Source organism: Parviterribacter multiflagellatus, from assembly GCF_056863265.1.
In genome coordinates, this window is record NZ_JBXPIZ010000013.1 from 181,808 (window position 1) to 196,574 (window position 14,767).

Consider the following 14,767-nt stretch of genomic DNA (forward strand, 5'->3'; position numbering starts at 1 on the left):
CCGGGGATCAGACGTTCTCGGCGACTTGCGCCTGCATCTTCTTCATGCCGGCGGCCGGATCGGTGTTGCCGGTCAGGATCTGGCCCCAGACGTCCTCGATCGCCCGCTGGATGAGGTTGTTCTTCGGCGGCGACGGGATCGGCGTCGCGTACTCGAGCGCCTCGTAGAGCTTCTCGGTCCCCTTCGGCGCGTTGTCGAGGAAGTCCGGGCTCGTCGCGACCGACCGGCGCGCCGGCACGATCGTCCCGCCCTGCGTGGCGAAGAACCGCTCGCCCGCCTCGGAGATGAGGAACTTGACGAACGCCCACGCGTCGTCCTGGTTCTTGGACGAGCGGAAGATCGGGTACCCGGCCCAGCCGACCGGCGACCCGCGCTCGGCGCCCTGGTGCGGCCACGCGACGAGCTCGAAGTCCTCGACCGCGTTCTGCTGGCGGATGTTCACGATCGGCCAGCGGCCGCCGCCGAACATCGCGAGCTTGCCCTGGACGGCGAGCGTGAAGCGGTCGAACGTGCCGCCCGGCGGCGGGCTGAGCTTGTCCTTGACGAGCTTGCGCGCGAACTCCGCGGCCTCGATCGCCTCGGGCGTGTCGCACGTGGCGGTCTTCCAGTCGGCGCTCATGGTCGAGGCGCCGTTCGTGGTCAGCCACGGCATGACGCCGATGAAGTACTCGGCCGTCGCCGGGTAGAGGAACGCGCCGGTGCGCTTCTTGACCTGCTGGCCGGCCGCGTAGAAGTCGTCCCAGGTCCAGTCGTCGGTCGGGGTGTCGACGCCGGCCTTCTGCAGCGTCTTCGTGTTCACCCACATGACCATCGTGTTGAAGTCGCCCGGCAGGTAGTACGTCTTGCCGTCCGGCGAGCCGGTCTGGGTGTTCCACTCGATGAGGTTCGGGTGGACGTCCTTCAGGAACTCGTCGACGACGTCCTGGTCCTCCTTGATGAAGTCGTCGAGCGGCTGGAGGAGCGAGTTCGCCGCGAACAGCTCGCGGCCCTCGGTCGCGACCTGGATGACGTCGTACGTGACGCCGCCGCCGATCTGCGTGTTGACCTTGTCGAAGAACGCGGCCCAGTTGTCCACCGGCACGCCGGTGGCCTTGAGCGTGATGTTCGCCTGCTCCTTGCGGAACTGCGCGAACAGGTCGTTCCACTGCTTCTGCTGCTCGGCGGTGCCGAGGTAGACGAAGGTCAGCGTGCTCGCGTCGTCGCTCCCGCCGCCGCCACCGCACGCCGCCAGCAGCGACAGCGCGCTCATCCCGAGGACGCTGCTGCCGCCGAGGCGCAGCGCCTCACGACGCGAGATGCGCCGCTCCAGCGGTCCGACGTCCGCGTCCCGTGCTGAGCCGAAACCCATGTTGTGACCTCCTCCTTGGTGTGGCGCATTCCGGGCCGCAGCCACCGCATGACTGATGAGAAATCGGTTACTCAGTAATCGGTTTCTCGATGGACGGTGCGGAACCGTAGATGACGCCGCAAGACGCTGTCAAGGGATTCCAACCTCAGACCGTCTACGGGCTTGACACTGCGACGGCCGTACCCCTACCATCGCCGCCGTCGTGCCGAGTAACCGATTTCTCAAGCGCTGATGTCGATCGCGAAAGTCGCCCGCCGCGCCGGCGTGTCCACCGCGACCGTCTCCCGGGTCCTCAACGACGACCCCACCGTCGGCGAGAGCTACCGCCGCCGCGTGCTCAAGGCCGTGGAGGAGACTGGCTACCGGCCGAACCGCCTGGCGCGCAACCTGCGCCGCCAGCAGAGCGGCGCGATCGGGATCGTCGTCCCCGACATCGAGAACCCGCACTTCAGCGAGGCGGTCCGCGCGATCGAGGACCTCGCCCACGGCCGCGGGCACCACGTGCTCGTCTGCAACACCGACGAGACGGCGGAGAAGCAGCGCACGTACCTCGAGGCGCTGGCCGACGAGCGCGTCAGCGGCGTCATCCTGTCGCCGTCCGCGCCGGGCGGCGACGACGTCACGCAGCTGATCGACGAGGGCATCCCGGTCGTCGCGCTCGACCGCGAGGTGGCCGACCCGCGCGCCGACGCCGTGCTCGCCGACAACGTGCGCGCGACGCGGCTGGCGACCGAGCACCTGCTCGCCCTCGGGCACGAGCGCATCGCGTACGTCAGCGGCCGCGACTCGGTGGAGACGGGCGCCGAGCGCCTCGACGGGTACCAGCTGTCGATGCGCGCGGCGGGGCTCGACGCGACGTGCGTCGTGCACGGCGACTTCCGCATCGACGGCGCCCACGAGGTCGTCGCCGGCCTGCTCACCCGCGAGCCGCGCCCGACCGCGCTCGTCGTCGGCAACAACCTCATGACGATCGGGGCGCTGCGCGCCGTCGGCGACGCGGGCCTGAGCGTGCCCGGCGACGTGGCGATGGTCGGCATCGACGACCCGTTCTGGGCGCGGCACATGACCCCGCCGCTGACCACCGTCGCGCAGCCGGTGCGCCGGATGGCGACCGACGCGATCGAGCTGCTGCTCGAACGCGTCCACGAGGGCCGCACGTCGCCCCGGCGCGTCGTGCACCCCGTCGAGCTTCGCGTCCGCGCATCGTGCGGGACGCCCTGACCCCAGGAGACCCATGGCCACCATCGCCGTGATGACCGTGTCGGACGGTCGGCCGTCCGTCCATGCCGGCATCGCCGAGTTCGCGCTCGGCGTCGAGGAGCGCATCGCCAACGCCCTGCGCGAGCTCGGGCACGACGTCCCCGTCGCCGCCGAGCCGATCACCTCGAACGCCGTCGCGGTCCGCACGGCGCGGTGGGCGGCCGACCGGCGGCCCGACCTGACGCTCGTGAACATCCCGGTGTGGGCGTTCCCCCACTTCACGGTCATCGCCGCGCGCGAGACCGACGGGCCGCTCGCGCTCTTCTCCAACGTCGACCCGAGCCAGCCCGGCATGGTCGGGATGCTCGCGGCGGGCGGCGCGCTCGACGCGCTCGGGATCACCCACGCGCGGGCGTGGGGCGACGTCGCCGACCCCGCCGTGCGCGCGCGCCTCGACGGCCTGGCCCGCTCCGGCGCCGCCGTCCGCGGCCTGCGCGGGACGACGTTCGGGCGGATCGGCGGGCGCCCGATGGGCATGTACACCGCGGTCTCGAGCTCGGACCAGTGGATCTCGCAGTTCGGGGTCGACGTCGAGGAGGTCGACCAGTACGAGCTGATCCGCCGCGCGAACGACGTCGATCCGGCCCGCCTGCGCGCCGGGCGCGAGTGGCTCGAGCACCACGCCGCGGGCGTGCACTACGACGGCGACCGGCTCACCCCGCAGCTGCTCGAGCGGCAGATCGCGACCTACCACGCGATGCGCGACCTCGTCGACGACCTGCACCTCGACTTCTGCGGCATCAAGGGGCAGCCCGAGATGACGGACCACGAGTGCACGATGGACGTCGCCGAGGCGTTCCTCAACGACCCGTACGACTGGGAGGGCGGCAAGCGCTCGATCGTCTGCTCGACCGAGGCCGACATGGACGCGGCGCTGACGATGCAGCTGCTCAAGCCGCTCGGTGGCGACAAGCCGGTCCTGTTCGCCGACATGCGCTGCCACCACGCCGACCTCGACGTGTGGGACCTGTGCAACTCCGGCCAGCACGCCACGTGGTTCGCGCGGCGCTCGGACGACCCGGCGGAGAACCTGCGCCACGTCCACCTGTACCCGGAGGACTTCTTCTTCCCCGCCGGAGGCGCCTCGATCCACCACCGCGCCGCCCCCGGCGAGATGACCTTCGCGCGCCTGTCCCGGCGTGACGGCCGCTACCGGATGCAGGTGCTGCACGGCGCGTTCGAGGAGCTGGGCGACGAGACGGAGGAGCGGCTGATGCGCGCCTCGACCTACGTGTGGCCGCACGCGTTCGCGCGGATCGACGCGCCCGCCGACGAGGTGCTCTCGCGCTACGGCTCGAACCACATCCACGCGATCCCGGGCGACCACGTCGGCGCGCTGCGCGACGTGTGCCGCTTCCTCGACGTGGACTTCGACGGCTTCGGAGCCGCGGGCGCGTGAGCGAGCTCGTCCTCGGCATCGACGTCGGGACGGCCAGCTCCAAGGGCGTCCTCGCGACGCTCGCCGGGGAGGTCGTCGCGCGCGCCGAGCGGCCGCACGGCCTGGCGCTGCCGCGGCCGGGCTGGGCCGAGCACGACGCCGAGGCGGTGTGGTGGGCGGACGTGCGTGCGCTGTGCGCGGAGCTGCTCGCGCCGCCCGGCGTCGTAGCCCGGCTGCGCGGCGTGTGCGTGTCCGGCATCGGCCCGTGCGTCGTGCCCGCCGACGCGCAGCTGCGGCCGCTGCGCCCGGCGATCCTCTACGGCATCGACTCGCGCGCGGGCGCGGAGGTCGCGGAGCTGGAGGCCGAGCTGGGCGCGGACGCCATCGCCGCGCGCGGCGGCTCGGCCCTGTCGAGCCAGGCGCTCGGCCCCAAGCTCCTGTGGCTGCGCCGGCGCGAGCCGGACGTGTGGGCGCGCACCGCGGGCTGGTACATGGCCAGCTCGTACGCGGTCGCGCGGCTCACCGGCGAGTACGTGCTCGACCACCACTCGGCGAGCCAGTGCGACCCGCTCTACGACCTGGCCGCGCAGGACTGGGCGCACGACTGGGCCGAGGCCGTCGCGCCCGGCGTGCCGCTCCCGCGGCTCGCGTGGCCGGGCGAGCAGGTCGGCGTCGTGCACGCCGCCGGCGCGCGCGAGACAGGCATCCCCGCGGGCACGCCCGTGGCCGCCGGCACGATCGACGCGTGGGCCGAGGCCTTCAGCGTCGGCGTCCGGCGGCCCGGCGACCTCATGCTCATGTACGGCTCGACGATGTTCCTCGTCGAGGTGACCGGCTCCGGCGACGTCCGGCACCCGGCGCTGTGGGCGACGGCCGGCGTCGAGCCGGGCACGACGTCGCTGGCCGCGGGCATGGCCACGTCGGGGTCGCTGACCGGCTGGCTGCGCGACCTGTGCGGCGACGTGGACTTCGGGACGCTGGCGGCCGAGGCCGCGGCGGTCCCGCCGGGCGCGCGCGGCGTGCTCGTGCTCCCGTACTTCGCGGGCGAGCGGAGCCCGATCAGCGACCCGCACGCGCGCGGGGTGATCGCGGGGCTGACGCTCTCGCACGGGCGCGCGGAGCTCGCGCGCGCGGTGTACGAAGGCGTCGCGTTCGGCGTGCGGCACAACCTGGAGGCGTTCACCCAGGCCGCGGGCCCGGCCGCGCGCGTCGTCGCCGTCGGCGGCGGGACGAAGGCATCGCTGTGGGCGCAGATCGTCTCCGACGTGAGCGGCGTCGTGCAGGAGGTCCCCGCGCAGCGCGTCGGCGCGGCGTACGGCGACGCGCTGCTCGCGGCGATCGCGTGCGGCGCGGTGCCGCCCGAGACCGACTGGACGCGCGTGGAGGCGCACGTGGAGCCGGAGCCGGCGCGCGCCGCCCGGTACGACGGGCTGTACGCGCGCTACCTGGAGCTGTACCCCGCGACCGCGGGCATCGTCCATCACCTGGCTGCCGTCGACGAGGAGGACGCGGATGGCTGACATCGCCCTGGAGGGCATCACCAAGCGCTACCCGGACGGCACCGTCGCGGTCGACGCGCTGACGCTCGACGTGGCCGACGGCGAGCTGCTGATCCTCGTCGGCCCCTCGGGCTGCGGGAAGTCGACCGCGCTGCGGATGATCGCCGGGCTGGAGGAGATCTCCAGCGGCGAGCTGCGCATCGGCGGCGCGCGCGTCAACGACCTGGAGCCCAAGGCGCGCGACATCGCCATGGTCTTCCAGAACTACGCGCTGTACCCGCACATGACGGTCGCGCGCAACCTCGGGTTCGCGCTGCGGATGGCGAGCGTGGACAAGGCGGAGATCGACCGCCGCGTGCGCGAGGCGGCCGAGGTCCTCGACCTCGTCGACCACCTCGAGCGCCGGCCCGGCCAGCTCTCCGGCGGCCAGCGCCAGCGGGTGGCGATGGGGCGCGCGATCGTGCGCGAGCCCAAGGCCTTCCTGATGGACGAGCCGCTCTCCAACCTCGACGCGAAGCTCCGTGTCCAGATGCGCGTGGAGATCGCGCGCATCCAGCAGCGGCTCGCCACCACGACGATCTACGTCACGCACGACCAGACGGAGGCGATGACGCTCGGCGACCGGGTCGCCGTGATGCGCGGCGGCGTGCTGCAGCAGGTCGCCACGCCGCGCGAGCTGTACGCGCGGCCGGCCAACCTCTTCGTCGCGACGTTCATGGGCTCGCCCGCGATGAACACGATGGACGCGCGCGTGATCGGCGACGGCGCGGCGGTGCAGACGCCGATGGGGACGTTCACGCTCCCCGACGCGCTGCGGAGCGCGCTCGCGGCGCAGCGGCCCGCGGCCGGGGGCGACGGCGGCTCGGTCGTCGTCGGCGTCCGGCCCGAGGCGTTCGACGACCGCCGCGTGGAGGGCCCGGGCCGCGCGGCCGTGGCGGCGCGGGTCGAGCTCGTGGAGTCGGTCGGCTCCGACGTCTACGCGCACCTGGCCACCGGCGGCGAGCCGGTCGTCGCGCGGTTCGCCGGCTCCAGCCCGGTGCGGCCGGGCGACCGCGTGGAGGTCGGCGTCGACCTCGCGCAGCTGCACCTGTTCGCCGGCGCGGGCGACGGCGAGGCGATCCGGCCCGCCGCCTAGCCTCCGGTGCCGATGCTCGAGGCGGTCCAGACGGTCGTCGACGAGGCGGTCGCCGCGGGCCGCCTCACCGGCGTCTCGGTGCTCGTCGCCCACCGCGGGACGGTCGTGCACGAGCAGCACGCGGGGTTCGCCGACCGCGAGGCGGGCGTCCCCGTCGGCGCGGACACGGTCTTCCGGCTGGCGAGCATGACCAAGCCGCTCGTGTCCGCGACGGCGCTGCGCCTGGCCGAGCGGGGCGTGCTCGGGCTCGACGACGACGTCCGGCCGCTGCTGCCGACGTTCCGGCCGCGCACCGCCGACGGCGCCGAGCCCGTGGTGACCGTGCGGCACCTGCTGACGCACACCGCGGGGCTGGCGTACGGGTTCGTCCTGCCGGGGAACGAGCCCTACGCCTCGGCGGGCGTGTCGGACGGGATCGACTGGCCGGGCGTCGCGCTGGAGGAGAACCTGCGGCGGATCAGCTCCGTGCCGCTGCTCTTCCCGCCCGGCGCCGCGTGGTGCTACTCGATCGCCACCGACGTGCTCGGCGCGGCGCTCGCGGCGGCGACCGGGGAGCCGCTGCCGGCGCTGGTGGCCGCGCACGTCACCGAGCCGCTCGGCATGCGCGACACGGCGTTCCTGGCCGCGGACCCGGCGCGCCTCGCCGTCGCCTACGCGGACGCGCGGGAGCCGGGCGGCCCGCCGCGCCGGATGGCGGCGGCGGACGCGGTCCCGCTCGAGGACGCGGGCGAGATCCGCTACGCGCCGGGCCGCGCCACCGACCCGTCCGCCTGGGCGTCCGGCGGCGCGGGGATGGTCGGCACCGCGCGGGACTACCTGCGCTTCCTGGAGGCGGTCCGCACGGGCGGGGCGCCGCTCCTCACGCCCGCGTCGGCCGCGCTGATGACGACCGACCAGGTGCCGGGCATGAGCGTCGAGGCCGCCGGGCCCGGCATCGGGTTCGGCTGCGGCTTCGCCGTCGTGCGGGACCCGGTCGCCGCCGGCGTCGCGCGGGGCCGCGGGAGCTTCGGCTGGGGCGGCGTGTACGGCGGCACGTTCTTCGTCGACCCCGCGGCCGAGGTGAGCGTCGTCTCGACGAGCAACACCGCGATCGCGGGGATGGAGGGCGCGTATCCGGAGGCGCTCGAGGCGGCGGTGCTCGCGTCCCTGGGCGCCGCTGGCGCGGCGGCGCGCGATCGGAGATGATGGCGGCTCCGGGTCCTCCCCACCACGCAAGGAGTGCGGATGTTCGAAGTCACCCTGACGAACAACTCGAGCGCGACGCTCACCGCCTCGGACGGCGAGCCGATCGCGCCGAACGGCGGGCAGTGGCAGTTCAGCGGCGGGCCCCAGGGCCAGACGTTCTTCATCGACGGGCCGATGGGCCGCGTCGGGTTCCTCGACCTCGGCGACACGCACATCCCGGGCGACGACCCGGTCGGGCAGTGGGGCGTGCTCATCTGCTACCAGGAGATGTCCGTCGTGGGCCGCTACCAGGGCGGCGGCACGCTGAACCTCACCGTCGACCAGTTCTTCCAGGTGGAGCTGGCGGGGATGGCCTTCCGGCAGGTCTCGCTCGACGGGCTGATCATCGCGCCCTCGAGCGTCTCGGACGCCGTGCCGGCCTAGTGCCGTCGTGACGCCGAGGTCCCGCCCCGCGCGCTGAACGGCTGCGCGCCGACCGGAGCGGCGCGCAGCTTCAGGCACCTCCCACGGGGCTTGACTCGCGGTCGGCCTTGTGATCTTGTGCACGACGTTCCGCCGGCTCAGGGGACCGGCGACGACCTTCGGGAGGGGACGTGAGAGAACGCGTAGGCGCCGCCGTGCTGGCGGCCGGCGCGCTGCTCGCTGCCGGGACCGGCACCGCGAGCGCCGCCACCGTGACCGCACGGGAGGCGGCTGCCAGGGACTGCCAGGCGCGCGTCGCGCCGGCCGGCGCCAAGGGCGTCGCGACGACGACGCTCACCGCGGCGGACGCCGGGCTGGTCAAGGCCAAGCTGCGCGCCGGCGGCGACTGGGACGTCGCGCTGTTCGAGCGGGCGAGCGGCGAGCTCGTCGCGGCGTCGAGCGGCCAGGGCGGCATCGAGGTGGCGTCCGGCTTCGTCGGCAAGGGCACCGAGATCCTCGTCCAGGCGTGCCGCTACCGCGGCGACGACGCCACCGCGGAGCTGGCGACCGAGGCGATCGCCGCCAAGAGCCGTGCCGCGGACGTGACCGTCAAGGTCGTCGAGGTCGACACGCCCGACCGCGCCGCCAAGCGCCGGCTGCAGGGCCTCGGGCTCGACCTGACCGAGCACGGCGACGCCGGCCACATCGACGTCGTCCTGTACGGCGACGCCGACGAGCGGAAGCTGCGTGACGCCGGGTTCGCGTTCCGCACCCGCATCGCCGACCTCAAGGCGCAGGCGCAGAAGGACCGCGCGGCGGACCGCCGCTTCGCGCGCCGCCAGCGCTCCGACCTGCCGAGCGGCCGGACCGAGTACCGGCGCCTGGCCGACTACGAGTCCGAGCTGCGGGCGCTCGCGCAGCGTTACCCGCACCTGACCAAGCCGATCGCGCTCAACCACCGCACGCACGAGGGCCGCGTCGTCCACGGCATCGAGATCACCCGCGGGGCGTGGAACGTCGACGACGGCAAGCCGATCTTCCTCAACATGGGCGCGCACCACGCGCGTGAGTGGCCGTCGGCCGAGAACGCGATGGAGTTCGCCTACGACCTGCTCAAGGGCTACGGCCGTGACGCGCGCACGACGCGGCTGGTGAACCAGACGCGGACGATCGTCGTCCCGGTCGTCAACCCCGACGGCTTCAACATCTCGCGCGAGGCCGACCCGGGCGACCCGGCGGACGACTTCTCGCTCTTCGACTACGAGATGAAGCGCAAGAACTGCGAGCCCGACCCGAACGGGCCTTGCGCGAACAACCCGGTGCTCGGCCGCCTGCAGGGCGTCGACCCGAACCGCAACTACGGCGGCCTGTGGGGCGGCCCGGGCGCGGCGGTCAACGAGTTCCCGCAGGACACGTACCGCGGCGCGGCGCCGTTCTCCGAGCCCGAGGTGCAGAACATCCGCGAGCTGCAGGCGAGCCGCACGATCACGCACCTGATCACGAACCACACCTACTCGAACCTGCTGCTGCGCCCGCCGGGCACGATCGACGTCGGCACGCCGCTCGACGAGCCGCTGCTGGCGAGCCTGGGCGCGCGGATGGCGTCGCGCAACAGCTACGCGAACATCCCGGCCTACGGCCTGTACGACACGACCGGCTCGACCGAGGACTGGACGTACTGGACGGCCGGCTCGCTGGGCTACACGTTCGAGATCGGCGACGAGGGGTTCCACCCGGCGTTCGAGAACGCGGTGGTCGGCGAGTACCTCGGGCGCGCGCCGGCGGCGGGCGCCGGCAAGGGCGGCAACCGCGCGGCGTACTTCGACATGCTCGAGGCGACCGCGGACGCGTCGACGCACTCGGTCATCACGGGCCAGGCGCCGCCGCTGCACACGCTGACGCTGTCGAAGACGTTCATGACGCAGACGCACGACCCGCTGTGGCTGAACAACTTCGGGACCGCGCTCGGTGAGCCGATCCGCTTCCCGGACACGCTCCGCTACCAGCTGCGGACGTGGGGCGGCAGGTTCGCCTGGCACGTGAACCCGTCGACGCGGCCGATCGTCGCGGGCCGGCTCGGGCGTGACCCGACCGGACCGCCGCAGGCCAACGCGCCGCTCGCCAACCCGCCCGGCATCCCGGCGCAGAACCCGTACGTGTCGTCCTACGAGGAGGGCGAGTACGAGGAGATCCCGTTCACCGTCCAGGGCCCGCCCGCGGTGGACAACGGCCGGCTGACCGTGCACATCGAGTGGACCGATCCGGACGTGGACTGGGACCTCTACGTGCTCGGGCCGGACGGCGAGATCGTCGCCCAGTCCGCGGCCTTCGGGGACGCGACCGAGGACGCCGCGCTGCTCGACCCGCCGCCGGGCGAGTACCGCGCGATCGTCGTCAACTACGACCAGGCCGGACGGCCCGAGACGGAGTGGGACGACTGGACCGGCGAGATCCGGTTCCAGAGCCCGACGCCGACGGTCGTCAACGAGCCGGAGGCGTGGACGCTCACGTGCACCGGCCTCGGCGGCCGCGAGCGCTCCTCGCGCGAGGTCGTCGTCGGGCGCGGCGAGTCGGTCGACGTCGGCCGCGTGTGCCAGAGCCGGCACAAGCCGAAGGTGGCCGCGCGCTGACACGCTGAGCGGGCACGCGGGCGCGCTCCACTACGGTGCGCCCGCGTGTCCCGCCTCGTTCTTCCGTTCGCCGTCGCCCTCGCCGCGGTCCTCGCCGGATGCGGCGGGAGCGACGCGCCGTCCCGCCCTGCGGCCGCCACGACGGCGGCCAGCGCCGCGACGCGGACGCAGGCGCAGGACGCCCCGCCCGCGCGCGTGAAGCCGTACCGCGACGCGCTGCGCCGGCTCGAGCGCCGGTTCGACGCTCGGCTCGGCCTGTACGCGATCGACACCGGCAGCGGCGGCGAGGTCGCCTACCGCGCCGGCGAGCGGTTCGCGTACGCCTCGACGTTCAAGGCGCTGCTGGCCGGCGAGGTGCTGCGCCGCCTCACGCCGCAGGAGATGCGCCGCACCCTGCCGATCACCGCCGAGCAGGTCGCGGCCGCGTACTCGCCCATCGCCCAGCGCCACGTCGGCGGGCGCATGACGCTCGCGGCGCTGGCGTCGGCGGCCGTCCGCTACAGCGACAACGCCGCGGCGAACCTCCTGCTCGACGAGGTCGGCGGGCCGCGCGGCCTCGACGCGGCGCTCGCGCGAGTGGGCGACGACGTGACGCAGATGGAGAGCGGCGAGCCGGAGCTGAACGCGTGGGTTCCGGGCCAGCGGCGCGACACGACGACGCCGCGCGCGTTCGCCCAGGACCTGCGCGCGTACGTGCTGGGCGACGTGCTCGACCGCGCAGACCGCGCGCAGCTCGCCGGCTGGCTGCGGAGGAACACCACCGGCGACGGCCTGATCCGCGCCGGGGTGCCCGACGGCTGGGTCGTCGGCGACAAGACCGGCACCGGCGGCGTCTACGGGACGCGCAACGACATCGCGGTCCTCTGGCCGCCGGAGGGCGCGCCGGTCGTGGTCGCGATCTTCACCAACCGTCCCATGCCGGAGGCCGAGTACGACGACGCGCTGCTCGCCGAGGCGACCGCGATCGCGTTGCGCTCGCTGGCGCGATCTTGAGCCGGGATGTCGGCCTGCTGACCGTTCTGCGCCAACCGGGACGCCCTGGCCCGACATCCGGCCAGGCGCGTCGCTCACGCGCGCGGGGCGTCCGATGGCAGCAACTGGATGTTCCGTCTCGCCCCGACCGACCAACGCCGCCGTGCGCCGCTCGTCTGGCGCATCGGCCCGCTGGTGGCCGGCGCCCTGGCCGTGATCGCCGTGATGGCGTGGGTCGGCGTCCGCTCCAGCGCGGAGGCCAACCGTGCCCGCGAGGTCCAGGCCGTCATGCAGCACCTGCGCGGCGAGGGCCTGCGCGTCGAGGGCCTCACGTGGGGCGCGATCGCGACCGGCAGCGGCAGCAAGATCGCCGCCTCGCGGGCCGCCGCGTCGGGCTTCGCCATCTACTACCGGCTGCTGGGCGACCTGCGCGAGCTGCGCCGCCTCGGCGCCCCGCGCGAGCGGCGGGCGCCGATCGAGCGGGCGCTCGGCCGCATGTCGGAGGCCGGGATGCGGGCCAACGGGCTGCTCACGACGGAGCTGCCGCGCTCGCGCCGGATCGCCGAGACGCAGTTCAGCCCCGCGCTCAAGCGCTTCATCGACACCGTCGACGACGCCGCGGACGCGCAGGGCGACACGGCCGCGGAGGCGCAGGAGCGCGCGACGATCGGCTCGCTCGGCGCCCTCGTCCTCGGCCTGCTCGTGCTCGCGCTGCTCGGCTGGGCGGCACACCGCATCCACCGCGCCGCCTCGCTCGACGCGCGCACGCGCGAGGACGAGCGCCGCGCCGAGCACCGCATCCGTGCGCTTGTCCGCCACTCGTCCGACGTCGTCGCCATCGCCGACGCGCACGGGACGCTGAGCTGGATCGCCGAGCCCGTCCGCGCGCTCCTCGGCCGCGAGCCCGACGCGCTGATCGGCACCTCGGTCACCGCGCTCGTGCACGCCGACGACGCGGGCCGGCTGACCGCGCTGCTCGCCGCGGCGACCTCCGCCCAGTCCCATCCCGCGACCGAGACGCTGCGCTTCGCGGCCTCCGACGGCGGCTTCCGCGACGTCGAGGTCGTCGCCGACGACCTGCGCGCCGACCCGGACGTGGCGGGCGTGCTGCTCAACCTCCGCGACGTCACCGAGCGCCACGCGCTGCAGGAGCAGCTGCGCCACCAGGCGTTCCACGACAAGCTCACCGGGCTGCCGAACCGCGCGCTGTTCGACGACCGGCTCGGCCGCGCGCTCGCCCGCGCCCGCCGCCACCGGCTCGAGGCCGCGCTGATCTACATCGACCTCGACGACTTCAAGTCGATCAACGACGGCCTCGGGCACTCGGGCGGGGACGCGCTGCTGCGCGCGACGGCCGACCGCCTCACCCACGTGGTGCGGCCGGAGGACACCGCGGCGCGGATGGGCGGCGACGAGTTCGCCGTGCTCGTCGAGGACGTCGAGGACCAGGACGCCGTCGTGGCGATGGCCGAGCGCATCCGCGCGGAGCTGTCCGAGCCGCTGCTCGTCGAGGGCCAGCGCGTCGTGCCGACGGCGAGCATCGGCGTCGCCGCGCTCGTCGGCGGGCCGGACGCCGAGACCGCGCGCGTCGACGCCGACCTCGCGCTCTACGAGGCCAAGCGGCGCGGGCGCGCGCAGGTCGTCGCGTTCGCGCCGGTCATGCGCGAGCACCTCGACGACCGCCTCCAGCTCACCGCCGACCTCGAGCGGGCGATCGACCGCGGCGAGCTGCAGCTCGCGTTCCAGCCGATCGTCGAGCTGGAGTCCGGCGCCGTCGCGGCCGTCGAGGCGCTGCTGCGCTGGGAGCACCCGGCGCGCGGCGCGATCACGCCCGACCGCTTCGTCCCGCTCGCCGAGGACACCGGGCTCATCGTGCCGATCGGCCGGTGGGTGATCGAGCGGGCGTGCCGCCAGCTCGCCGCGTGGGACGCGCGTGAGCTGCCCGGCGCCCGCACGCTGACGATCAACGTCAACGTCTCGACCCCGCAGCTCCGCGAGCCGGGCTTCGCCGACGGCGTGGCGGACGTGCTCGCACGCACCGGCGTGGCGCCCTCGCGGCTGACGCTGGAGATCACCGAGTCCGTGCTGCTCGACGACAGCGACGGAGTGCAGGCCGAGCTGGCCGCGCTCAAGGCGCTCGGCGTGCGGCTCGCGCTCGACGACTTCGGCACGGGCTACTCCTCGCTCGCCTACCTCCAGCGGTTCCCGGTCGACGTCCTGAAGATCGACCGCTCCTTCGTCACCGGCATCACCGACGACCCCGAGCGCGCCGGCCTGGTCCAGGGCATCCTGAAGATCGGTCGTACGCTCGACCTGCGCGTCGTCATCGAAGGGATCGAGGACGTCGACTCCGCGCAGCTGCTGCGGCGCATGGGGTCGGTGCACGGCCAGGGCTTCCTGTTCTCGCGCCCGGTCCCCGCCGACGGCGTGCCGCGCCTCCTCGTCCAGCCCCTCCTCGAACCCGCCACCGCCTGATGCCCCGACTCCGCCTTCTCCTCCCCGTCGCCGCGACCGCCGTCGCCGCCGCCCTTCCGGCGCTCGCCACCGGCGCGACCGCCGCCCGCGTCGACGTCCACGGCACCGCCCGCATCCTCGAGGACAGCGGCTCGACCGAGGTGCGCCAGCGCGGCACGTTCCGCGGCGCGCCGCTCGGCTCCGGCCGCCTCGACGGGCGCGCGACGCTGACCGGCGCGCGGGCCGCGCGCATGGTGATCGCGCTGCGCGGCTCGAAGGGCTTCCTGCGCGCGGCGGGCGACGTGACGGTGCGGATCACCGACGCGAAGCTGACGTTCCGCGGCACGGCGACGGTCACGAGCGTGGACGGCGCCGCGCGCGGGCTCAAGGGCCGGCGCGTCAAGCTCGTCGGCACCGGCGACCTGGTCGACAACCGGTTCGTCGTCGACCTCACCGGCTGACGCGCCGGAAGCTGGCGCGTCGGTCGGCCGGACGAACGGCCAT

At 74.3% G+C, this 14,767-nt stretch carries 11 protein-coding genes; 10 read left to right on the plus strand and 1 reads right to left on the minus strand.

Annotated elements, in window-relative coordinates; all coding sequences use genetic code 11:
- Positions 1–7: 7 nt before the first annotated feature.
- On the minus strand, positions 8–1,348 hold the full coding sequence (locus AC1UE5_RS26070) for an ABC transporter substrate-binding protein (RefSeq protein ID WP_482928863.1): 1,341 nt from the start codon (positions 1,346–1,348) through the stop codon (positions 8–10).
- A gap of 231 nt (positions 1,349–1,579) precedes the next feature.
- Here AC1UE5_RS26070 and AC1UE5_RS26075 point away from each other — a divergent pair, with 231 nt between their 5' ends.
- The 10 genes from AC1UE5_RS26075 to AC1UE5_RS26120 all read left to right on the plus strand — a co-directional run bounded on the left by AC1UE5_RS26075 (position 1,580) and on the right by AC1UE5_RS26120 (position 14,724).
- The gene (locus AC1UE5_RS26075) at positions 1,580–2,569 is read left to right on the plus strand and encodes a LacI family DNA-binding transcriptional regulator (protein ID WP_482928864.1); all 990 of its coding nucleotides are present in this window, start codon (positions 1,580–1,582) and stop codon (positions 2,567–2,569) included.
- Positions 2,570–2,582: 13 nt separating this feature from the next.
- Positions 2,583–4,007, plus strand: coding sequence for an L-fucose/L-arabinose isomerase family protein (locus tag AC1UE5_RS26080; protein ID WP_482928865.1), 1,425 nt, complete (start codon positions 2,583–2,585; stop codon positions 4,005–4,007).
- A complete protein-coding gene (locus AC1UE5_RS26085; RefSeq protein ID WP_482928866.1) occupies positions 4,004–5,506 on the plus strand; it encodes an FGGY-family carbohydrate kinase in 1,503 nt (500 codons plus the stop codon). Before AC1UE5_RS26080 ends, AC1UE5_RS26085 begins: the two co-directional genes overlap by 4 nt.
- Complete coding sequence (locus tag AC1UE5_RS26090; protein WP_482928867.1) at positions 5,499–6,620, plus strand: ABC transporter ATP-binding protein; 1,122 nt, start codon at positions 5,499–5,501, stop codon at positions 6,618–6,620. The genes AC1UE5_RS26085 and AC1UE5_RS26090 overlap by 8 nt, the downstream gene beginning before the upstream one ends.
- 12 nt (positions 6,621–6,632) lie before the next feature.
- The gene (locus tag AC1UE5_RS26095) at positions 6,633–7,805 is read left to right on the plus strand and encodes a serine hydrolase domain-containing protein (RefSeq protein WP_482928868.1); all 1,173 of its coding nucleotides are present in this window, start codon (positions 6,633–6,635) and stop codon (positions 7,803–7,805) included.
- 39 nt (positions 7,806–7,844) lie between these two features.
- On the plus strand, positions 7,845–8,228 hold the full coding sequence (locus AC1UE5_RS26100; protein WP_482928869.1) for a hypothetical protein: 384 nt from the start codon (positions 7,845–7,847) through the stop codon (positions 8,226–8,228).
- Between the two features lie 170 nt (positions 8,229–8,398).
- Entirely contained in the window at positions 8,399–10,837 is a 2,439-nt protein-coding gene (locus tag AC1UE5_RS26105; RefSeq protein ID WP_482928870.1) for a M14 family metallopeptidase, read from the plus strand.
- A gap of 45 nt (positions 10,838–10,882) precedes the next feature.
- The gene (bla, locus tag AC1UE5_RS26110) at positions 10,883–11,830 is read left to right on the plus strand and encodes a class A beta-lactamase (RefSeq protein WP_482928871.1); all 948 of its coding nucleotides are present in this window, start codon (positions 10,883–10,885) and stop codon (positions 11,828–11,830) included.
- A gap of 108 nt (positions 11,831–11,938) precedes the next feature.
- Entirely contained in the window at positions 11,939–14,284 is a 2,346-nt protein-coding gene (locus AC1UE5_RS26115; RefSeq protein ID WP_482928872.1) for a putative bifunctional diguanylate cyclase/phosphodiesterase, read from the plus strand.
- A complete protein-coding gene (locus tag AC1UE5_RS26120; RefSeq protein ID WP_482928873.1) occupies positions 14,284–14,724 on the plus strand; it encodes a hypothetical protein in 441 nt (146 codons plus the stop codon). The genes AC1UE5_RS26115 and AC1UE5_RS26120 overlap by 1 nt, the downstream gene beginning before the upstream one ends.
- Positions 14,725–14,767 lie beyond the last annotated feature (43 nt).

Excerpts from the sequence above, each read along its gene's own strand:
- AC1UE5_RS26075 (WP_482928864.1), top strand. The coding sequence starts at position 1,580 with ATGTCGATCGCGAAAGTCGCCCGCCGCGCCGGCGTGTCCACCGCGACC.
- AC1UE5_RS26115 (WP_482928872.1), top strand. The coding sequence starts at position 11,939 with ATGTTCCGTCTCGCCCCGACCGACCAACGCCGCCGTGCGCCGCTCGTC.
- AC1UE5_RS26095 (WP_482928868.1), top strand. The coding sequence starts at position 6,633 with ATGCTCGAGGCGGTCCAGACGGTCGTCGACGAGGCGGTCGCCGCGGGC.
- AC1UE5_RS26120 (WP_482928873.1), top strand. The coding sequence starts at position 14,284 with ATGCCCCGACTCCGCCTTCTCCTCCCCGTCGCCGCGACCGCCGTCGCC.
- AC1UE5_RS26090 (WP_482928867.1), top strand. The coding sequence starts at position 5,499 with ATGGCTGACATCGCCCTGGAGGGCATCACCAAGCGCTACCCGGACGGC.
- AC1UE5_RS26080 (WP_482928865.1), top strand. The coding sequence starts at position 2,583 with ATGGCCACCATCGCCGTGATGACCGTGTCGGACGGTCGGCCGTCCGTC.
- AC1UE5_RS26070 (WP_482928863.1), bottom strand. The coding sequence starts at position 1,348 with ATGGGTTTCGGCTCAGCACGGGACGCGGACGTCGGACCGCTGGAGCGG.
- AC1UE5_RS26100 (WP_482928869.1), top strand. The coding sequence starts at position 7,845 with ATGTTCGAAGTCACCCTGACGAACAACTCGAGCGCGACGCTCACCGCC.